This is a genomic window from Rhodococcus sp. BP-332 (genome assembly GCF_019836065.1).
GTDB lineage: Bacteria > Actinomycetota > Actinomycetes > Mycobacteriales > Mycobacteriaceae > Rhodococcoides.
In genome coordinates, this window is record NZ_JABUEC010000005.1 from 349,722 (window position 1) to 369,749 (window position 20,028).

General features: G+C 69.5%; 19 protein-coding genes. 12 read left to right on the top strand and 7 right to left on the bottom strand.

Annotation, left to right across the window (positions count from 1 at the left end; all coding sequences use genetic code 11):
• Nucleotides 1–41 precede the first annotated feature (41 nt).
• Both HQ314_RS19935 and HQ314_RS19940 read left to right on the top strand, forming a co-directional pair.
• Entirely contained in the window at nt 42–722 is a 681-nt protein-coding gene (locus HQ314_RS19935) for a GPP34 family phosphoprotein (protein ID WP_222640862.1), read from the top strand.
• A 165-nt stretch (nt 723–887) separates the two neighbouring features.
• Complete coding sequence (locus tag HQ314_RS19940) at nt 888–1,418, top strand: CGNR zinc finger domain-containing protein (protein WP_027504199.1); 531 nt, start codon at nt 888–890, stop codon at nt 1,416–1,418.
• Here HQ314_RS19940 and HQ314_RS19945 read toward each other — a convergent pair.
• From HQ314_RS19945 to HQ314_RS19975, 7 genes are all read right to left on the bottom strand, one after another.
• Nucleotides 1,399–2,886: a carboxyl transferase domain-containing protein gene (locus HQ314_RS19945; protein ID WP_222651008.1), complete on the bottom strand. Its 1,488-nt coding sequence runs from the start codon at nt 2,884–2,886 to the stop codon at nt 1,399–1,401. The genes HQ314_RS19940 and HQ314_RS19945 overlap by 20 nt on opposite strands.
• A gap of 20 nt (nt 2,887–2,906) precedes the next feature.
• Nucleotides 2,907–4,127: an ABC transporter permease gene (locus HQ314_RS19950; protein ID WP_222651009.1), complete on the bottom strand. Its 1,221-nt coding sequence runs from the start codon at nt 4,125–4,127 to the stop codon at nt 2,907–2,909.
• Complete coding sequence (locus HQ314_RS19955; protein WP_027504196.1) at nt 4,124–5,020, bottom strand: ABC transporter ATP-binding protein; 897 nt, start codon at nt 5,018–5,020, stop codon at nt 4,124–4,126. Before HQ314_RS19955 ends, HQ314_RS19950 begins: the two co-directional genes overlap by 4 nt.
• On the bottom strand, nt 5,017–5,583 hold the full coding sequence (locus HQ314_RS19960; RefSeq protein ID WP_037183974.1) for a hypothetical protein: 567 nt from the start codon (nt 5,581–5,583) through the stop codon (nt 5,017–5,019). Before HQ314_RS19960 ends, HQ314_RS19955 begins: the two co-directional genes overlap by 4 nt.
• Nucleotides 5,580–5,867 carry a helix-turn-helix transcriptional regulator gene (locus HQ314_RS19965; RefSeq protein WP_027504195.1) on the bottom strand — a complete coding sequence of 96 codons (288 nt, stop codon included), beginning with the start codon at nt 5,865–5,867 and terminating at the stop codon, nt 5,580–5,582. The genes HQ314_RS19960 and HQ314_RS19965 overlap by 4 nt, the downstream gene beginning before the upstream one ends.
• 136 nt (nt 5,868–6,003) lie before the next feature.
• On the bottom strand, nt 6,004–7,644 hold the full coding sequence (locus HQ314_RS19970; protein WP_222651010.1) for an ABC-F family ATP-binding cassette domain-containing protein: 1,641 nt from the start codon (nt 7,642–7,644) through the stop codon (nt 6,004–6,006).
• Nucleotides 7,641–8,726, bottom strand: a complete 1,086-nt coding sequence (locus HQ314_RS19975; RefSeq protein ID WP_222651011.1) for an NAD(P)-binding domain-containing protein — start codon at nt 8,724–8,726, stop codon at nt 7,641–7,643. Before HQ314_RS19975 ends, HQ314_RS19970 begins: the two co-directional genes overlap by 4 nt.
• Before the next feature lie 93 nt (nt 8,727–8,819).
• Here HQ314_RS19975 and HQ314_RS19980 point away from each other — a divergent pair, with 93 nt between their 5' ends.
• The 10 genes from HQ314_RS19980 (at nt 8,820) to HQ314_RS20025 (ending at nt 19,826) form a co-directional block, all read left to right on the top strand.
• A complete protein-coding gene (locus HQ314_RS19980) occupies nt 8,820–9,554 on the top strand; it encodes an enoyl-CoA hydratase (RefSeq protein ID WP_027504192.1) in 735 nt (244 codons plus the stop codon).
• Nucleotides 9,555–9,714: 160 nt separating this feature from the next.
• Nucleotides 9,715–11,397: a cytosine permease gene (locus tag HQ314_RS19985; RefSeq protein WP_222651012.1), complete on the top strand. Its 1,683-nt coding sequence runs from the start codon at nt 9,715–9,717 to the stop codon at nt 11,395–11,397.
• Between the two features lie 51 nt (nt 11,398–11,448).
• Complete coding sequence (locus tag HQ314_RS19990; protein ID WP_235578801.1) at nt 11,449–12,570, top strand: MBL fold metallo-hydrolase; 1,122 nt, start codon at nt 11,449–11,451, stop codon at nt 12,568–12,570.
• A gap of 5 nt (nt 12,571–12,575) precedes the next feature.
• The gene (locus HQ314_RS19995; protein WP_042575922.1) at nt 12,576–12,764 is read left to right on the top strand and encodes an antitoxin; all 189 of its coding nucleotides are present in this window, start codon (nt 12,576–12,578) and stop codon (nt 12,762–12,764) included.
• Nucleotides 12,765–12,788: 24 nt separating this feature from the next.
• Nucleotides 12,789–14,420: a Na+/H+ antiporter gene (locus tag HQ314_RS20000; protein ID WP_222651013.1), complete on the top strand. Its 1,632-nt coding sequence runs from the start codon at nt 12,789–12,791 to the stop codon at nt 14,418–14,420.
• Nucleotides 14,421–14,497: 77 nt separating this feature from the next.
• Complete coding sequence (locus tag HQ314_RS20005; RefSeq protein WP_222651034.1) at nt 14,498–15,676, top strand: lipase family protein; 1,179 nt, start codon at nt 14,498–14,500, stop codon at nt 15,674–15,676.
• 29 nt (nt 15,677–15,705) lie between these two features.
• Nucleotides 15,706–16,845: a sensor histidine kinase gene (locus HQ314_RS20010; protein ID WP_037184426.1), complete on the top strand. Its 1,140-nt coding sequence runs from the start codon at nt 15,706–15,708 to the stop codon at nt 16,843–16,845.
• A 33-nt stretch (nt 16,846–16,878) separates the two neighbouring features.
• The gene (locus HQ314_RS20015; protein ID WP_051612976.1) at nt 16,879–17,703 is read left to right on the top strand and encodes a LytTR family DNA-binding domain-containing protein; all 825 of its coding nucleotides are present in this window, start codon (nt 16,879–16,881) and stop codon (nt 17,701–17,703) included.
• Between the two features lies 1 nt (nt 17,704).
• Nucleotides 17,705–18,061 carry a hypothetical protein gene (locus HQ314_RS20020; protein WP_222627731.1) on the top strand — a complete coding sequence of 119 codons (357 nt, stop codon included), beginning with the start codon at nt 17,705–17,707 and terminating at the stop codon, nt 18,059–18,061.
• 31 nt (nt 18,062–18,092) lie between these two features.
• A complete protein-coding gene (locus tag HQ314_RS20025) occupies nt 18,093–19,826 on the top strand; it encodes a cation acetate symporter (protein ID WP_056446914.1) in 1,734 nt (577 codons plus the stop codon).
• Nucleotides 19,827–20,028: the final 202 nt, after the last annotated feature.

Here is a 20,028-nt window from a genome sequence, read left to right on the forward strand (position 1 = left end):
AGCCGACTGTAATCTCGGCCGCACTTCCGTAAGGTCGAGACATGACCCTGATTGCCGAGGATCTGCTGCTTCTTCTGCTGGACGACGGAACGGGCAAGCCCGTCGTCGACAGCACCAAGCTGCCGCGGGTGCTCGCCGGCGCGGTGATCCTCGAGCTCGCGATGGACGGCACCGTGTCGGTGGCCGGCGACAACGAGACGACGAAGAAGGGCCGGCTCGCGGTGTCCGGCGCTCGAACGGTGTCGGATCCGATACTCGAGCGGGCCGTGGAGGCGATCGAGACGGCCAAACGTCCGATGACGCCGAAATCGGCCGTCGAGAAGTTGCACAAGGACATTCGCGAGCAGGTGGTCGCCCGCGTCGTCGAGCGTGGGTTCGTCGGCGAGGAGAAGGGCAAGGTCCTGGGCCTGTTCCCCACCACCACGTGGCCGACGCTCGATTCGTCGCACGAGGACCGGGTCCGCGAGACGCTGCACTCCGTCCTGATCGACGGTCTCGATCCCGATGCGCGGACGTCCGCGGTGGTGGCGTTGCTGTCGGCGATCGACGCGACGCACAAGGTCTTTCCCGATGCGGACAAGCGCGCGGTGAAGAACCGTGCCAAGGACATCGCGCAGGGGGAGTGGGCGAGCGATGCCGTGCGCAAGGCGGTGCAGGACGTCTACACCGCGGTCACCGTGGCGGTGATGGTTCCCGTCATGGCCGGTACGTCGGGGAGCTGATCCCGACCGCTTCCTGGACCGGGGTCTCCCGGGTGACGCGGTGCCGTCCGCAGTGGCACCGGTGATAGACGACGGTGCCCTCGCTGGTGCGGTGGCGGGACTCGGCCGTCCATCGATGCAGACATTCCACGGTGCTCATGACGACGAGTCTGCTGTAATGGTCATGTGCACCTCAACCCTTACGGAGAATATGCGGTCCGGCTGGCCGTCGACATCGTGAACTCGCCCCCGACCGATGCGGTGGAGTTCGAGAGCCGGTGCCTCGAGGCGGGCATGTCCGACGACACGGTGGCCATGCACACCGATCTGGCCCGCGCGGAGGTGTTCTTCGAGGAGTGGCTCGGCGTGGTCGACGCGCCGACGCACGAGCAACGGGCGCTCGCACTGAACGCGTTGCTCGCGCAGACCTCGGCATACCCGAGGTTGACGAACCACGCCGACGACGGCTGGCACCTGCACTACCGGGATCCGGATCTGCCGCTCGCGGACGTCGTGCGCGCGCTGGTGAGCGTCGGTACCGCGCTGCATCTGGTGGGCCGCGGCATGCACCGTCTCGGTCGGTGTTCGGCGGACGACTGCGACCGTGTCTACGCCGACTTCTCCCGTACCGGTCGCCAACGGTACTGCGGCACGGCCTGTTCCAACCGAGACGCGGTCCGGCGGCACCGCGCGAAGGCTACTGCCCCAGCGTCCTGAACCGACGCAGTCGCTCGGACTGTCGGACGCCCGGGTCGAGGGCGGTGACGGTGTCGAGTTCGCGGGCGATCGCGGTCCCGAGGCGACCCATGAACCGGTGTGGTTCGTCGGCGGCATCCGGGTCCTCGGGCACGATGGTGTCGACGATCCGGGCCGACCGGAGGTCGACGGGCCGGATGCCCTGCGCCTCGGCCATCGCGGGCGCGTGTGCGGTGTCGCGGTGCACGATGGCACTCGCCCCTTCCGGCGGGAGCGGCGCCAGCCAGGCGTGCTGCGCGGCCACGACGCGGTCGGCGGGAAGCAGTGCGAGCGCGCCGCCGCCGGTGCCCTGCCCCAGCAGGACCGACACGGTGGGAGTGCGGAGGGTGATCAGCGTCGAGATGCAGCGCGCGATTCCGGGAGCCAACCCGTGCTCCTCGGCCTCGCGTGAGAGCGATGCGCCGAGCGTGTCGATCACCAGGACCAGCGGCAGGCCCAATTGCTCCGCGAGACGCATGCCGCGCAATGCTTCTCGGAGAGCGCCCGGACCCATGGTGTTCTCCGGCGTCTGCCCGGTGCGATCCTGCCCGAACAGGACGCACGATCGTCCGCGGAACCGGGTGAGGGACAGGGTCACGGTGGAGTCGAAGTCGCCGCGCCCCGTGCCGCTCAGCGGGATGTGATGAGAGACGTTCGCCGCCAGCAGCTCTCGCACACCGGGGCGGTCGTCGCGCCGACTCAGCAGGACCGAGTGCCATGCCGACACGGAGGTGTCCGCACCCTCGTCGGACGGTTCCGCGTACTCGGGGGTCGCCTCCGGCTCGTCCTGCAGAACCACCAGGGCCCGTTCGAGGACGCCGCGGACATCGGCGAGAGGGACGACCGCGTCGATCACGCCGCAGCGGAACAGGTTCTCGGCCGTCTGCACGCCCTCGGGGAAGTCCTGGCCGTAGAGGGCCTGGTAGACCCGCGGTCCGAGGAACCCGATGAGGGCACCGGGTTCGGCGAACGTGACGTGGCCGAGCGATCCCCACGACGCGAACACGCCGCCCGTCGTGGGGTGCCGGAGATGGACGAGGTAGGGCAGGCCGACGTCCTTGTGCAGGGTCACCGCCGCGGCGATCTTCACCATCTGCACGAACGCCGCGGTGCCCTCCTGCATGCGCGTGCCGCCGGAAGTGGGGGACGCGATCAGCGGAAGCCGCTCCGCCGTGGCGCGTTCCACGGCCAGGGTGATGCGCTCCGCCGCGGCCACACCGATGGATCCGGCGAGGAACGCGAACTCGCACACAACCACGGCGACGCGCCGCCCGCCGACGGTGCCCGCACCCGTCAGGACCGCCTCGTCCACTCCGCTCCGGATTCGTGCGCGCTCGAGGTCGGCGAGGTACTGCTCGTCCGCCGCGACGACGAGCGGTGCCCGATCCCACGAGAGGAAAGTCCCGGGATCGAGCACCGCGTCGAGGAACTGCTGCGCCGTGGTCGTCATGCGCTCAGTATGGCGTGCGATCAGGCGCGCCCGAGCGCCTCCTTCCAGGACACCGTGCGGCCGATGCGCAGGATGGAGCGCTGGTAGATCTTGGCCGCGACGACGGCGAGAACCAGGGTGGCGACGATCATCAGCACGATGGTGCCCACGATCTGGATCGGGTCCGCGACGCCCGCCGCGATGCGCAGCGGCATGAGGATGGCGGAGAACGGGGGAATCCACGACAGGACGGTCGGCAGTGTCGCTCCCGGGTCGTCGATGGACGAGAACGCCGCGAAGAACATCGCCAGGATCACGATCAGCAGCGGCATGGTCGTCGAGTTGACGTCCTCCTGGCGCGACACCATGGAGCCGCCGGCGGCGTAGAGCACCGCGAAGAACGCGAAGCCCAGCACGAACCAGCCGATGGTGGAGACGAAGACGCTGACGGCGGTACCGGTGACCGTGAGCGTGCCGGTGGCCGTGCCCGCGATGAGGCCGGCGGCGCCGTACGCGGTGAGCTGCACCAGTCCGACCACACCGATGCCGATCACCTTGCCCCACAGCAGCTGCAGCGGGCGCACGGTGGAGAGCAGCAGTTCGACGACCCGGGACGACTTCTCCTCCACGACACCCATCGCGACGTACATGCCGAAAGTGATGATCTGGGCGTACAGCAGGATGACGGCGATGAAACTCAGCGCGAGTCGTTGACCCTGTGCGGGATCGGGCGGATCGACGGCCTCGACCGTGACCGTGGCGGCGCTCGTCGCCGAGGTGACGGTGGCGGGATCGACTCCCAGCCCGGTGAGGGTGTCGTTCTGCGCCTGCGCGGCGACCGCGCTGTCGATGACGGCCTTCAGGGTGCCGTCGACGGTGTCCTCGGTGACGGCCGTGTACGCGCCGCCGGTCCCGGGGACGAGCGCCACGTCCACGTCGCCGTCGGTGACCTGCGTGCGAGCCTCGTCCGCCGAGCCGATCTCGCGGACCTCGACGGGAGCGCCGAGTTGATCGCCCACCGCGGTGAGGGTCTGGGACAGGCTTTGGTCACCGACCAGCCCGAGGGGCGTCCGGTCCTCGGAGTCGCTGCCGCCGGAGAAGATCGAGAACGCGACGATGCCGCCGACGATGACCAGCAGCACGATGGCGTTGGAGATCAGGAAGCTCTTCTTCCGGACCTGGACGTCGAACTCGCGCCGGGCGACGAGCGCGATGGCTCGTCCCGCCGAGAGCGGTGATCGGGTGGTCGACTTCTCGCTCATGCCACTACCTCTCGGTACAGGTCGGTCAGGGACGGTGTGCTGCGGGCGAACTCGTGCACGGGTCCGGTGGCGAGCGCTGCGGCGAGCACCGCCTGGTCGTCCGCCTCGGGCGCCAACGACAGGCTGGTGCGCCCGTCGGAGTGCGACACGGTGGTGACCCCGGTCAGCGCGTCGGCCCAGCCGGCGGGAGCGGCCGGGGCGTGCACCTCGAGGGTGGTGCCGGACTTGCCGCGCAGTTCGTCGACGTTGCCCACGGCCTTCATCCGGCCGGAACCGATGATGCCGACCCGATCGCACAGGCGCTGCACCAGATCGAGCTGGTGGCTCGAGAACAGCACGGGGACACCGGTGCGGGCCTTCTCGAGAAGCACCTCGCTCATGGTGTCGACGGCCACGGGGTCGAGACCCGAGAAGGGTTCGTCCAGCACCAGGACGGCGGGATCGTGAATCAGGGCTGCGGCCAACTGGACTCGCTGCTGGTTTCCCAGTGACAGTGAATCGACCGTGTCGTTCACCCGGCCGTCGATGCCGAGGCGCTCGGTCCAGGTCGCGACCGCGGCGGAGGCGTCGGACGTGGACAGCCCGTGCAGCTCGGCCAGGTACTTCAGCTGCGCCCCCACCTTCATCTTCGGGTACAGCCCACGCTCCTCCGGCATGTATCCGATGGTGCGGCGCACGTTCAGGTCGATGGGCTGCCCGTTCAGGCGTGCCTCTCCCGAATCGGCTCCCAGCACGCCGAGGGTGATGCGCATCGTCGTGGTCTTGCCGGCACCGTTGCTGCCGACGAACCCGAACACCTCGCCGGGATTCACGGTGAACCCGACGCCGTCGAGTGCGACGGTCTCGCCGTATCTCTTGTGCAGGTCGTCGATCTCGAGAGTCGAGCCGCTCATGCTGATCCTTTCTCGGGGGAGTGGGGTGTGGGAGTGGGGAATTCGTCCGGTTCGTCGACCGGCGCCGTCCAGGCGAGGATGATGCCGGGAGAGCAGATCCCGACAAGTAGACCACTCAGTATGATGAATCCGCCACCGAGTGCCAGTCGGGGATCGTCGGTGAAGGTGGTCGCCCACACCAGTGCGAGCGCCGGAACCGTCACCGCGCCCTGGGTGATCGCGAACCCGATCGAGCGAGCCGCGTTGCGACGTTCCAGGTCCCACTCGTCGAGCGCATCGGCGGGAGCATCGCTGCGGCGGCCGGTGACGATCTGCAGCGTCGTCCACGACACGCTCATGAGGATCGCGCCGGGAAGCCAGGTGAGCGGCGCCCACTCGGGCCCGACGAGAATGAAGATCGACGATGCCGCGAGCGCGACGAGCGAGGCGACGAGAATCCACACCAGCAGCCGGCGCCGTGACCTGGTGCGCCAGCCGGGGAGGTAGTGCGCGTACCGCGCCTCGTTCTGCAGGTATCGACGGGTGCGGAACGCCTGATAGCGGTCCAGAACGGTGTCACTCATCGTGGTGTCCCTTCCTCGGGCTGGGTGCGTCGGTAGACCTCCGTGGACAGCGGCGCGAACTCGGTACGCGAGAACACCGCCTCGACCGGCAGCCCGAACACGTCGCAGATGCGCATCGCGAGATCGAGGCTCGGGTAGTGGTCGCCGCGTTCGAGTGCGCCGACCGTCTGCGGGTTGACCTCGACGAGTTCCGCGAGCTGGGCGCGGGTCATCCGACGCTCGGCGCGCAGCACACCGATGCGGTTGTGGATGGGGAGCGTGGTCCCGCGTTTGACCGGACTCATATATCGAAGTGTTGTATAAACCCAACGATGTGTCAATACTGTGGGCAGCGCTGTTCGGGCGAGCGCGCGCTGAACCACACGATCGTGCGTGATTCTGCCGATCGGCAGGAACTGCGACGATCGGGTGGGGAAATCCTCAGTCCTGGTGCAGAACGCCCTGCGCGACGGTCCACCGGCGCGTGCTGCGCACCGAGTCGAGCATCCGCCGGTCGTGGGTGACCAGGAGCATCGTTCCCTCGTAGGTCTCCAGTGCCGATTCGAGCTGCTCGATGGCGGGGACGTCGAGGTGGTTGGTGGGCTCGTCGAGCACGAGCAGGTTCACCCCTCGTGCCTGCAGCAGCGCGAGTCCCGCTCGGGTGCGCTCGCCGGGGGACAGGGATGCCGACGGCCGCAGGGCGGCCTGTCCGCGGAGACCGAACTTCGCCAGGAGTGTGCGGACGTCGGCGTCCGGCCAGTCCGGAACGGAGGCTGCCAGCGCGTCGGCGACAGAGTCGGGTCCGTCGAAAGCCGAACGGGCCTGGTCCATCTCGCCGATCTCGACTCCGGAGCCGATGCTCACGGATCCACTGGTCGGCGTGATGCGGCCCAGCAGCAGGTGCAGCAGGGTGGTCTTGCCCGAGCCGTTGGCGCCGGTGACGACGATTCGGTCCCCGGCGTCGATCTGTGCCGTCACCGGCCCGAGCCGGAACGCCCCCCGCTCCACGACGGCGGAGTTCACGGAGACCACGACGCTGCCGCTGCGGGGCGCCGCCGCGATCTCCATGCGCAGTTCCCACTCCTTGCGCGGCTCCTCGACGACGTCGAGCCGTTCGATGCGTCGCTGGGTCTGGCGCGCCTTGGCGGCTTGCTTCTCCGTCGATTCGGCGCGGACCTTCCGGCTCGCCTTGTCGTTGTCCTTGCTCTTGCGTCGAGCGTTCCGCACGCCGTGCTCGAGCCAGTTCCGTTGCATCCGAGCGCGATCCTCGAGCCCGGACCTGGTGTCGGCGTACTGCTCGAACTCTTCCCGTGCGTGACGACGCGCCACGTCGCGCTCGACGAGGTAGGCCTCGTACCCGCCGTCGTAGACCGCTATCTGCTGCTGCGCCAGGTCCAGCTCGACGATGCCGGTGACGGTGCGCGCCAAGAACTCACGATCGTGACTGACGATCATCACGGCGCACTGGGTACTCGTCACGAAGTTCTCGAGCTGGTCCAGTCCCGCGAGATCCAGATCGTTGGTGGGCTCGTCGAGAAGCAGGACGTCGTAGCGCGCCAACAGGATTCCCGCGAGTGATGCGCGGGCCGCCTGCCCACCGGACAGGGCGGACATCTCGGCGTCGAGCGCCGCGTCCAGGCCCAGGCCGGCGAGCACCGACTCGGCTCGCTCGGGCAGATCGGCGCCGCCGAGCGCCAACCACCGCTCCAGTGCCGGTGTGTAGAGATCGTCCGACGCGCTCGCGTCGCCGAGCGTCTCCGCCGCCGCGTTCATCGCGTCCTCGGCCGCGCGCACTCCGGTGCGGCGCTGCAGGAACATCTCGACGGTCTCACCGGGAACGCGGGAGACCTCCTGCGCCAGGTGGCCGACGGTGGCGTCCGACGGGGTGAGCGTGACCGTGCCGTCGTGGTCGACCCCGGTCGCCGTGCCCGCCAGCAGGCCGAGCAGCGTCGACTTGCCGGCTCCGTTCGCGCCGACCAGCCCGACGACGTCGCCGGGTCCGACGGTGAGGTCGAGACCGTCGAACAGCGTGCGCTCGCCGCGATAGGCGGACAGGTCGTCGACACGGACCACGGCACTCACGTCTCGCCCAGCTCCTGAAGTAGTTCCCGCACGGCCGTGCGTCCCGCACGGTTGGCGCCGATGGTGCTGGCCGACGGACCGTATCCGATCAGATGGACGGTGGGCCGCGCGGCCACTCGAGTGGCCGACGCGCCGGTCATCGTGATGCCGCCGCCCGGCCCGCGCAGTCGGAGCGGCGCGAGGTGATCGAGCGCGCTGCGAAACCCGGTGGCCCACAGGATGACGTCCGCCCGTGTGGCGGTGCCGTCGTCCCACCGCACTCCGTCGGGTGTGACCTCCGCGAACATGGGCCGCCGTACCAGGACGCCGCGATCGCGGGCCTCGCGCAAGCTGGGGGTGAGGATCAGACCGGTCACCGACACCACCGATCCTGGCGGCAGTCCGCGGCGCACTCGATCCTCGACCTGCGCGACGGCAGCGCGGCCCACCTCGGGTGTGAAGTCCCGCTCGAGGAAGACGGGCTCGCGGCGGGTCACCCACGTCGTGGTGGTCACGCGCGAGATCTCGTCGAGCAACTGCACCGCGGAGATCCCGCCTCCGACGACGACGACGTGCTCGCCGCGGAACTCCTCCGCCGAGGTGTAGTCGCGCGTGTGCAGTTGGCGCCCCGTGAACGTCTCCATGCCGGGGTAGCGCGGGACGAACGGGTGCTCCCAGGTGCCGGTGCAGTTGATCAAGCCCCGTGCGTGGACGTCGCCCTGCTCGGCCTCCACCCGGTACCGCATCGTCGTCTCGTCCCGGTCGCAGACGACCGACACCCGTCCCGGCCGCCGCACGGGCAGCGCGAAGTGCTTCTCGTACGCCGCGTAGTACTCGGGCACCGCCGACGACGCGGGCACGTGCGCGGGGTCGACGTCGGGGGCCAGCGTGTCCGCGAACGCCATGCCCGGAAGGTCGTGCACCCCGTTGACGGTCTCGAGGGTCAGGGAGGGCCAGCGGAACTGCCACGCCCCACCGGGAGCCGGCGCACCGTCGAGCACGACATAGTCGTCCCATGCCCGCAGCCCCGCTCGCTGCAGGAAATAGGCCGCGGACAGACCGGCCTGCCCGGCACCGATCACTGCGACGTCGACGTGTTGCACCCGTCCAGTACACCAGTCAGGGCTCCGCACCCGGTAAATTCGCGTAAGGGGGTCTCACAGAACACTTCGTTCCACGCAGAGAGAAGACACAACGTGACCATTGGTATCACCAGGAACGGCGCGGTTCTCACCGTGGAACTGCAGCGACCGGAGCGCCGCAACGCTCTGAACACGGCTCTGTGCACCGAAGTGCGTGAGGCGGTGGAGGGTGCCGAGGCGGACGGCACCCGCGTCGTCGTGATCACCGGCGAGGGCACGAGCTTCTGCGCGGGCGCCGATCTGTCGGGCGAAGCCATCGCCGACGAGTTCCCCGAGGCGCTGCTGTCGATGAACCGCGCGCTCCAGACCGTGTCGGTCCCGGTCATCGCCGCCGTGAACGGGCCTGCTGTGGGTGCGGGTACGCAGTTGGCCATCGCCGCAGACCTGCGGGTGGTCGACTCGGGCGCTTTCTTCGCCATTCCCTCCACCCGGTTGGCCATCGCCGTGGACAACTGGACCGTCAAGCGGCTGGTGTCGCTGGCCGGCGGCGGTCCTGCCCGCACGGTGCTCCTGGGTGCCGAGCAGTTGTCCGCCGAGCAGGCGCTGGCGTGCGGACTGGCCAACAAACTCGGCGATCTCGACGTCGCGCACGCGTGGGCCGAGGAGATCGCGCAGCTGGCGCCACTGTCGCTGCGTCACCTCAAACTCGTCTTCAACGACGACGGCACACGTGACGAGGCGAACGCCACGCAGCTCGACGCGTTCGCGGCCGCCTGGGCGAGCAACGACGCCGTGGAGGCGCGGATCGCGCGCAAGGAGAAGCGACGCCCGGTCTTCCAGGGCCAGTGACGACATCGGGGTCGCTGACCTGCCGATTCGGACAAAGGCGACACCCCGGCACCACGTAACGCACTCGACACAGAGTGCGTACAGTCCGGCAACACAGCGTTCCTACGGTCATCTCGCATCGCGCCGCCACGGCGTGCGACACGACCGGAGGCACCCGACCATGACCGCTCTCGGAGACGTTCCACCCGACTCCACGCTCACGTCCGACAGTCAGAAGCAGTCGGCGGCACTGAAGGAGACGCTCGAGGACTACACGCTGCGCTTCGCCCCGCGCAGCTACCGCAAGTGGGGGACCGGCGTCGTGGCGACGTCGGCTCTCGGCGGAATCGCCTATCTCGCGGACTTCGCGATCGGCGCCAACATCGGCATCTCCTACGGCACCGGCAACGCGCTGTGGGGAATCCTGGTGTTCGCCGTCGTCATCTTCCTGACGGGTCTGCCGCTCGCCTACTACGCGGCGCGCTACAACATCGACCTCGATCTGATCACGCGCGGAAGCGGATTCGGCTACTACGGGTCGGTGGTCACCAACGTCATCTTCGCGACGTTCACGTTCATCTTCTTCGCGCTCGAAGGGTCGATCATGGCCCAGGGCCTCGAACTGGGGCTGAACATCCCGCTGCCCATCGGGTACGCGGTGTCCACCCTGATGGTCATCCCGTTGGTCATCTACGGCATGAAGGCGCTCGCCACACTGCAGGTGTGGACGACCCCGCTGTGGCTGATCCTCATGGTGCTGCCGTTCGTCTATCTCGTGGTGAGCAACCCCGACTCCATCGGTCAGTTCATGGCCTACGGGGGTGCCGACGGTGCCGCCGGCACCGGTGTGAACCTCGGATCCGTCATGCTGGCCGCGGGTGTCTGCCTCTCGTTGATCGCTCAGATCGCGGAGCAGATCGACTACCTGCGCTTCATGCCGCCCAAGACGCCGGAGAACTCGCGTCGCTGGTGGACGGCCGTCCTGCTCGCGGGGCCGGGCTGGGTCATCTTCGGTGCGCTCAAGCAGATCGTCGGACTCTTCCTCGCCGTGTACCTCATCGCGAACGTGGTCGACGGATCGTCGATCGCCAACGAGCCGGTGCACCAGTTCCTCGAGATCTACGAGAACTTCATGCCGGGCTGGCTAGCCATGACCCTCGCCGTGGTGCTCGTGGTCATCTCGCAGATCAAGATCAACGTGACCAACGCGTACTCGGGCTCCCTGGCGTGGACCAACTCGTACACCCGCGTCACCAAGTCCTACCCCGGACGACTGGTCTTCGTGCTGTTCAACCTCGCGATCGCGTTGATCCTGATGGAAGCCAACATGTTCGACTTCCTCAACAACATCCTGGGGTTCTACGCGAACTGCGGTATCGCCTGGATCGCGGTGGTCGCCTCCGACATCGTGTTCAACAAGTACCTGCTGAAGCTGTCCCCGAAGGTGCCGGAGTTCCGCAGGGGGATGCTCTACGCGGTGAACCCCGTCGGTTTCGGTTCCATGGCGGTGTCCGCGATCCTGTCCATCCTCGTGTTCTTCGGGGCGTTCGGGCCGGCGATCAAGCCGTACTCGCCCATCGTGGCGCTGATACTGGCGATCGTGCTGCCGCCCGTGCTGGCGATCGCGACCAAGGGCAAGTACTACCTGCGGCGCACCGACGACGGCATCGACCTGCCGATGTTCGACGAGTACGGCAACCCGTCCGACGCGACGCTGCTGTGCTCGGTGTCGGGCATGGAGTTCGAGCGGCCGGACATGATCGCGTCGGCCAAGAAGGGGCCGAACGGGGAGACGCTCTACATCTCGTCGCTGTCGCTGAGCACCGACAAGACGGGGGAGCACATCCTGCCGGAACAGACGTGAGCCGATACTTGTGAAGTCGGTACACATCAACCGTGGACTAGTGTCGGAGGCGTGAAACCAGCCACCGCAGCAGTGTCCATCGGGCTCGCCGCCGCAGGGTTGTCCTGGCTCGCGCGCGCGGCGTGGGGTGTGCCGTCCGCCGTCGGCGCCGGACGCGGTGCCATCCGTCCGTACGCCGCCGCGTCCTCGCACTACCGGGACCGCAAGTTCCACAACACACGGAGCAGCTCGCCGGTCGCGGCGGGGGAGCAGGCGAGCATCGGAGCCGCGATGCTCACGCGCGGCCGCTCGGGACGACCCGAGCGCGCCGTGCCGTTGGCCACCCCGCTCGCGCCGGCGGAGGCCGGGGACCTGGCCGTCACCTGGTTCGGGCACTCCTCGGTGGTCGTCGAGATCGACGGTCACCGCGTGCTCACCGATCCGGTCTGGAGCCGGCGGGTCTCACCGTCGCGGGTTCTCGGACCGGCCAGGTTGCACCCGGTACCCGTTGCGGCCGAGGCGCTTCCGCAGGTCGACGCCATCGTCATCTCGCACGATCACTACGACCACCTCGACCGTGACACGGTGGCCACGCTGCTCACGTCGCAGTCGGCGCCGTTCCTGGTGCCGCTGGGGGTGGGCGCCCATCTGCGCCGCTGGAAGGTTCCCGAGGACCGGATCGTCGAGCTCGACTGGAACGACGACGTCCGCATCGGATCGCTCACCGTCACGTGCCTGGAGGCACGACACTTCTCGGGCCGGTCCCTGGTGCGCGACACCACGCAGTGGGCGTCGTGGTCGGTGGTGGGTCCGGAGCACCGGGCCTTCTTCGGCGGCGACACCGGCTACACCGAGGCGTTCGCGGACATCGGCGCGCGGCTCGGTCCGTTCGACGTGACCCTGCTTCCCGTCGGTGCCTACGACGACCGGTGGCCGGACATCCACATGAACCCCGAGGAGGCGGCGCGGTCGCACGGTGACCTGCAGCAGGGCACCCCGTCCTCCGGCATCGTCGTGCCCGTCCACTGGGCGACCTTCAACCTCGCGTTCCACCCGTGGTCCGAACCCGTGGAGCGGCTGCTGACGGCCGCCGAGGCGGAGCGGATCTCGGTGGTGGTGCCGATGCCGGGCCAGCGTGTCGATCTCGCGCGTCCTCTCCCGCACCGGCGTTGGTGGTCCGGCGCGGTATCGTGACGACCATGGCACTCGTGGACAACCTCAAGAAGCTGATCGGCCAGGGCAAGAAGGCCGCCGCTCAGAACAGTGACAAGATCGAGAAGGCCGTGGACAAGGCAGCGGACTTCGCCGACAAGAAGACGCAGGGCAAGTACGCCGACAAGATCGACAAGGTCCAGGACGCCGCCAAGAAGGCGATCCCCGAGAAGTAGCAGACCCGCGCGGTAGTCGAGTCGATGGACGGGTGGCTCCTGCTTCTGGTGATCGTCGGGGCCGTCGTCATCGCCGGCTTCGCCAAGCGCCTCGATCTGCAGGTGCCCCTCGTTCTCGTCGCCGTCGGGTCGGTCGCCTCGTTCGTCCCCGGGCTGCCGCGTCCCGCTCTCGAACCCGAACTCCTTCTGGGCGTGATCCTTCCGCCCCTGCTGTACTCGACAGCGTTGAACTTCTCGTTCCGCTCCTTCGCGCACAACTTCCGCTCCATCGTCCGGCTCGGCGTCGGTCTCGTCGTCGTCACGACCGTCTCGGTGGGGTACTTCTCGTACTGGCTCGTCCCGGAGCTGACACTGGGCGCCGCCCTGGTCCTCGGCGCCGTGGTCGCGCCGCCCGACGCCGTCGCCGCGGTGGCCGTGGGGCGCAAGCTGGGTCTGCCCGCGCGCATGATGGCGATCCTCACCGGCGAATCACTCGTCAACGACGCGGCGGCGCTGACCCTGTTCACCATCACCGTCGCCTCCGTGACGGGAAGCCGGGTCGGCATCGACTCGCCGCTCCTGTTCTTCGTCTACGAGGTCGTGGGCGGCGTCGCCGTGGGATACGTGCTCAGCCGACTCGTGCGCTTCGTCCGCAGCCGTATGGCGGACAGCGCGCTGGAGACCGTGCTGGGCATCCTCGTTCCCTTCACCGCCTACCTCGCCGCGGAGCAGATCCACGCCTCGGGTGTGCTCGCCGTCGTCACCGCCGGATTCGTGCTCGGTTCGGCGCGCAGCGGCGACGCGATCCCGACGCGAATCCAGGAGCGGCACGTCTGGCCGACGCTCGATCTGCTCCTCGAGACCTTCGTCTTCGCCTACATGGGCTTGCAGCTCAAGTTCGTCATCGACGACATCAGCCGCGAGGGGCTGCCCGTCCACCACATCTTCCTGTACGGACTTCTGGTCCTCGCGCTCGTCATGGCGGTGCGTCCGGTGATGCTGTTCGCCGGCTCGGCGCTGCGACGCGTCTACCACCGGGCTCGATCGACCGAGGACGCGGAACTGACCTGGCGCCAGAACGTCGTCCTGTCCTGGGCCGGGATGCGCGGAGTGGTGACCCTCGCGGCGGCCGCCGGTGTCCCCTTCACCACCCTCGCGGGGGACGACTTCCCGGGGCGCGGAGTCATCCAGGCCATCGCCTTCACCGTGGCCGTCGGAACCCTGCTGATCCAGGGGGTGACATTGCCGCTGGTGATCCGACGGCTGGACATCTCCGACCCGGACGAGGCCCGGCATCTCGACGAGCAGCGCGCACTCGCTCGGCAGATCGCCCGCCGTGCGGTCGAGGAGTCGCTCGACGAGGCGATGACGAAGGTCGAGGGAACCGAGGCCGCCGAGGTCGTCGATCGGGTGCGCCGCGTGATGCTGGGCCGACTCCGGACGGAGCAGGACGAGGACGATCAGGAGAGGGCCGCGCGGGCGCGGTCCTCCGGCGCGGTGTTCGATCGATGGCGGCGCACCGCACTGCGGCGACAGCGCGAGGCGTTGCTCGCCGCACGCGACGCGGGGGACCTCGACGACGAGGTTCTCGCCGCGGTTCTGGACGGGCTCGACATCGAGCAGGCCGCCACCGAGACACGGTTGCAGCGATTCATGGCGGAAAGAGGGCGAGAGTGAACGTGTGCAGGATCGGTTCGAGACCAGGACTGCGCGGCAGGGTCCCGGTCCTGCTGGGATCGGCACTGGCCGCGTCGATGCTGATGCTGTCGGGATGTGCGTCGTCGGATCCCGCGCCCAGCCCGGGGAACGACGCGACCACTGACGCGGCACCCCGCTCTCCCGCCCCCACGGGCGACGAGCGCGGCTCGCTGGTCGCCGACGTGCTCCTCGGTCAGGTCGACCAGGCGGTCACCAACCTCGGCGCCACGGCGCACCGCATCACGTACCGCTCGACGTCCGGGGTGGACGGCGGCGGTGTCGACGTCACGGGCACGGTGTTCGTCCCGTCCGGCGCACCGCCCGAGGGGGGATGGCCGGTCGTGTCCGTCGGGCACGGCACGACGGGTGTGACCGACGAGTGCGCACCGTCCCTCTATCCCAATCTGCTCGGCTCCATCGGCCTGGTCACGCCGATGCTCGAACGCGGCGCCGTCGTCGCGGTGACGGACTACGAGGGCCTGGGAACCGACGATCCGCATCCGTACCTGAACGCCCCGTCGGCCGGCCACGACATCATCGACGCTGTCCGCGCAGCGCGGAACGTGTCGCCCGGCAGCGGGACTCGCTGGGCGGCGCTGGGCGTGTCGCAGGGTGGGCAGGCCACCTGGGCCGCCGCCGAGATGGCCGCGGAGTACGGCGACGGGCTCGAGTTCCTGGGATCGGCCAACCTGTCCCCGGCCGCGGACATCAGCCCGATCGCCCCGGAGTCCGGACTGGGGCAGCTCACGTTGCCCCAGAAGGCGATCATGCCGTTCGTCGTCGAGGGCTTCCTCGTGGACCATCCGGAGTACACCGACGCTGACTTCCTCAGCGGCGGACTGCTGGAGAACAAGGACGTCCTGTTGGCCTGCACGGGACCCCTGGCCGCCGGCAAGTTGACGGCCGCGGGATCCATCGGACCGGACGACGTACGCCCCAGCTCGCCGGAAGCGTACGCCGCCATTCGAGAGTGGTTGTCGGACAACGCCCTACCGCAGGGGCGGGCCGCGGCGCCGATGATGGTGCTGGTCGGTTCGCGAGACGATCTCATCCTGCCGCAGTGGACCGAGGACGCGTCCCGCCGAGCGTGCGCGCAGGGCGACGTCATCGACTACCGGGTCCGGGCGGACCAGGGCCACGCCGACTCGGCCGCCAACATCGAGGGCATCGACTGGATCACCCAGCGGTTCGAGGGAACCGGACAACCGACGAACACGTGTGACCAGGTGCCGTGACAGCCACCACGGCGGTCGTCCTGTTGGTGATGGCCGCGGTCGTCGCCGGTGCGGTCGTCGTCATCACGCGCCGGGGGACGCGCCCGCTGACCACGCCCACCGAACGCGCGGTGCACGCCGCGCTGCACACCGCATCGCTCGCGGCACGCCCGTTGCGGCGGGGCCTCGACGCCGCGTCCGCGTCGGAGGCGGCGCCGCACCTGCGCACACTGACCGGCGCCGCCGCCGTCGTCCTGGCGGGACCGGACGGGACGGTGTTGGGCCACGACGGTCCCGTCGACGGGACCCTGGACGAGTTCCCCGTGGTCGCCCGCCGTGCCGTCGACACCGAGCGTCGGGTGCTGCTGCGCACCGCCGCGACCGCAGACGCCCCGGCACGTTCGGTGGTGGTGCAGCCGGTCCTCACCGAGGGCGCCGGCGTGGTCTGCGTGCTGGGCGTGGTCACGCTGGAGGAACCCGGTCCCGGTCTGCTCGGGGCCTGCACCGAGGTCGCGCGGTACGTCGGCGAGCAGGTCGAGCTGGCCGAACTCGACGCGAGCAGAGCACGCCTCGACCGGGCCGAGGTCCGGGCGCTGCGCGCCCAGATCAGCCCGCACTTCATCTACAACGCCCTGACGACCATCGCGTCGTTCGTGCGGACCGATCCCGATCGTGCGCGCGAGTTGGTCCTCGAGTTCGCCGACTTCACGCGCTACTCGTTCCGCACGGCGGGGGAGTTCACGGTGCTCTCCGACGAGCTCCGCAACATCGACCGGTACCTCACGCTCGAGCGCGCGCGTTTCGGTGACTCCCTCGACGTGACGGTGCAGATCGCTCCCGAGGTGCTCGGAGTGGTGTTGCCGTTCCTGGCGCTGCAGCCGCTCGTCGAGAACGCGGTGCGCCACGGTGTCGCCGGCCGGGGCCGCGGCCGTATCACCGTGATCGCGGCGGACGCGGGTACGGACGCGGCCATCAGCATCGAGGACGACGGTGTCGGCATGGATCCGGAACTGCTGCGCTCCGGCGACCTGGGATCGGAGGAGGGGGTGCACGTCGGACTCGCCAACGTCGACGACCGGTTGCGCGCCGCCTTCGGCAACGACTACGGCCTGGTGGTGGAGACCGCGCCGGACGCCGGCACCAAGGTGAGTATGCGGATCCCGAAATTTCGGGCAGGCATCCGGCCCTGACGTGCGCGCGCGACATGGCACGATGAAGACGCCATGAGCCCCACCCATGCCACCGAGGCGACCACGCCCGCCGCTGCCGACCGGCCCCTGCGGCTGCTCGCCGTGGACGACGAGCGGCCGGCCCTGGACGAACTCGTCTACCTGCTGCGCCGCCACCCGGCGGTCGGATCGGTCGAGGGAGCGAGCGACGCCACCACGGCGCTGCGCATCCTGCGCGACGCGCCGGTCGACGGTGTCTTTCTCGACATCGACATGCCCGGACTCGACGGCATGGAACTGGCCGGAGTGCTGAGCAACTTCGCCTCACCGCCGGCGGTCGTCTTCGTGACCGCCCACGACGATCGCGCCGTCGCCGCCTTCGAGATCGGGGCCGTCGACTACCTCCTCAAGCCGATCCGCGACCAGCGCCTGTCCGACGCTGTCCGCCGCGTCGTCGACAAGAGGTCCGGCGCGGTACCGGGTCCCGCGGGGCGCAGCGACCAGGACGACGTGATCCCGGTGGAGCTCGGCGGTGTGACGACGATGGTGCCACGGTCCACCGTCGTCTGGGTGGAGGCCGAGGGCGACTACGCCCGGCTGCACACGACGACCGGCACCCACCTGGTGCGGATCGCCCTCTCGACGCTGGAGTCCCGCTGGGCCGACCACGGATTCCTGCGCGTCCACCGGTCGTACCTCGTGTCCGTCGGCCAGGTCGGGGGGACCCGCACCGTCGGGTCCGGACTGGTGGTCTGCCTGCGCGGCACGGGTGCCTGCCCACCCGTCGAGCTCCCGGTGAGCCGTCGCCACACCCGCGAGCTCCGCGATCGGCTCGTCCGCGGCCCACGAGCGGCACTCGCCGGACAGCACCGTTCCTGAGATGGCGGCGCAGCGAGAGAAGGTGGTGTTGGCCCAGCGCCGCGGCGCACGCATCGTGCGCACCCGGGTGGAGGTCCAGGAGCAGACCGAGGTGGGCGAGGCCATGATCAACGGCCTGGTCCGCGCACAGTTGGCGCTCGCGTTGCGCACCGCGGCCGTCGTGGTCCTGATCCTCGGCATCGTCCCGCTGGTGTGGGTGTTCGCGCCGGCCGCGGGTACCGCACGCATCGCCGGCATCGGGGTCCCGTGGTGGTCGCTCGCCGTCGCCGCGTACCCGGTCCTGCTGGTCGCCGGGTACCTCTTCGTCCGTTCGGCCGAGCGCAACGAGCAGGAGTTCACCGAACTGGTGGAGGACTGATGGCCGGCGCTCTCACGTCCGGCACGCGCTGATGGTGTCCGTCCCCACGGTGCTCGCCGTCATCTTCTCGGCGGTGGCCACCGTCGCGGTGGGCGCGTACGGAGTCCGGTTGGCGCGCACCACCTCCGACTTCCTCGTCGCCTCCCGTAGCGTGGGTCCGCGGTGGAACGCCGCGGCCGTGTCCGGTGAGTACCTCTCGGCCGCATCGTTTCTCGGGGTCGCGGGCCTGATCGCCAAGTACGGTGCCGACGCACTGTGGTACCCGGTGGGCTTCACGGCCGGGTATCTCGGGCTGTTGCTGTTCGTCTCGGCGCCGCTGCGACGGTCCGGTGCGTACACGGTGCCGGACTTCGCCGAGTTCCGCCTCGGTTCGGCGCGGCTCCGCACGTTGGCCATGCTGGTGGTCGCCGGGGTGTGCGCGCTGTACCTCGTCCCGCAGCTGCAGGGCGCCGGGCTCACCCTCAACATCCTTCTCGGCGTTCCCAGTTGGGTCGGCGCGGCTGTCATCGGGGTGATCGTGATCCTCAACGTGGTCGGCGGCGGCATGCGCTCCATCACGTTCGTCCAGGCGTTCCAGTACTGGCTCAAGCTGACGGCCGTCGCGGTACCGGCGCTGGTGCTCGCGGTGCACTTCGCGGCCGATCCGCGCGAGATGGGCACCCCCGCACCGCCGTCCGTGGACACCGCCACGACGGTCGACATCAGTACCGACGTCGTCGTGCAGGTGCAGGAGAACCTCGACGTCGTGGTCCGCGGCACCGTCGACGGCGCCGCGGTGGACGGACCGACGACACTCGACGCGGGCGACCACACGCTGCAGTCGGGCACAGTGCTCGAACTCGAGGCCGGATCGCCGGTCCCCGTGGTGGCGGGCGCACCGGTCGAGGGCTCCGACTGGCTCTCGCCCGGCAACGGTTTCGGTGGTCCCTTCCCGCTGTACCAGGTGTACTCGCTGATCCTCGCCACGTTCCTCGGCACGATGGGGTTGCCCCACGTCCTCGTGCGCTTCTACACCAACCCGGACGGGCCGGCGGCCCGCTGGACGGCGCTGACCGTGGTGGGTCTGCTGTCGGTGTTCTACCTGTTCCCGACGGTGCTGGGTGTGTTCGCACGCCTGTACGTTCCTCAGTTGCTGATCACCGGTGCATCCGACGCGGCCGTGCTCCTGCTGCCGTCGGCGGCCATCGACGGGGTGCCGGGGCTGCTGCTCGCCGCACTCGTCGCCGCGGGCGCGATGGCGGCGTTCCTGTCCACGTCGTCGGGACTGCTGGTGACCATCGCCGGAGTGCTCAGCACCGACGTCCTGCGCGGCCGGGTGCGCGACTTCCGGATCGCCGCGATCGTGGCCGGCACCGGTCCGCTGCTGCTGTCGGTCGGGTTGGTGACGCTCGACCTCTCCCGCACCGTCGGACTCGTGTTCGCCGTCGCGGCGTCGACGCTGTGTCCGCTGCTGGTGCTCGGCATCTGGTGGCGCGGTCTCACCGCCGCCGGGGCCGCCGCGGGGCTGATCGTCGGCGGCGGGGTCTCCACGGCCGCCGCATCCCTCGCCGTGCTCGGCGGGGTGTCCGATCAGCTCCTGGGTGGGTGGGCCGCAGCGATCGTCGGCTACCCGGCGGCGGTCAGCGTGCCCCTCGCCTTCGCCGTCATGGTGACGGTGTCGCTGGCGACTCGGTCCTCGATACCGCTGGACATCGGCCGCATCATGTCGGCCATGCACGCACCCGAACGCCTCGGTCTGGGCGTGGAGCGACTGCGCAAGCAGTGAGCGGCACGACCGTTCGTCCCGCCCGGCAGACCGTTCGGCGCACCGGCACGCTGCTCGGCGTGTGATCGGCGCCACGCCGTATCGGTGTGATGGTGGTCTCACTACCGTCATCCGAGTATCTCCCGACACGTAGGAGCACCCGTGACCACCGCACAACCCCATTCGGGCGCACACCCCGAACCCCGGACCCCGCTCCCCCACG

Coding starts and splice junctions, on each gene's coding strand:
- HQ314_RS19950 (WP_222651009.1), bottom strand. CDS start 4,127: ATGAGCGAGAAGTCGACCACCCGATCACCGCTCTCGGCGGGACGAGCC.
- HQ314_RS19995 (WP_042575922.1), top strand. CDS start 12,576: ATGGCACTCGTGGACAACCTCAAGAAGCTGATCGGCCAGGGCAAGAAG.
- HQ314_RS20010 (WP_037184426.1), top strand. CDS start 15,706: ATGGCCGCGGTCGTCGCCGGTGCGGTCGTCGTCATCACGCGCCGGGGG.
- HQ314_RS20015 (WP_051612976.1), top strand. CDS start 16,879: ATGAGCCCCACCCATGCCACCGAGGCGACCACGCCCGCCGCTGCCGAC.
- HQ314_RS19935 (WP_222640862.1), top strand. CDS start 42: ATGACCCTGATTGCCGAGGATCTGCTGCTTCTTCTGCTGGACGACGGA.
- HQ314_RS19960 (WP_037183974.1), bottom strand. CDS start 5,583: ATGAGTGACACCGTTCTGGACCGCTATCAGGCGTTCCGCACCCGTCGA.
- HQ314_RS20025 (WP_056446914.1), top strand. CDS start 18,093: ATGGTGTCCGTCCCCACGGTGCTCGCCGTCATCTTCTCGGCGGTGGCC.
- HQ314_RS20000 (WP_222651013.1), top strand. CDS start 12,789: ATGGACGGGTGGCTCCTGCTTCTGGTGATCGTCGGGGCCGTCGTCATC.
- HQ314_RS20005 (WP_222651034.1), top strand. CDS start 14,498: ATGCTGATGCTGTCGGGATGTGCGTCGTCGGATCCCGCGCCCAGCCCG.
- HQ314_RS19955 (WP_027504196.1), bottom strand. CDS start 5,020: ATGAGCGGCTCGACTCTCGAGATCGACGACCTGCACAAGAGATACGGC.
- HQ314_RS19965 (WP_027504195.1), bottom strand. CDS start 5,867: ATGAGTCCGGTCAAACGCGGGACCACGCTCCCCATCCACAACCGCATC.
- HQ314_RS19945 (WP_222651008.1), bottom strand. CDS start 2,886: ATGACGACCACGGCGCAGCAGTTCCTCGACGCGGTGCTCGATCCCGGG.
- HQ314_RS20020 (WP_222627731.1), top strand. CDS start 17,705: ATGGCGGCGCAGCGAGAGAAGGTGGTGTTGGCCCAGCGCCGCGGCGCA.
- HQ314_RS19985 (WP_222651012.1), top strand. CDS start 9,715: ATGACCGCTCTCGGAGACGTTCCACCCGACTCCACGCTCACGTCCGAC.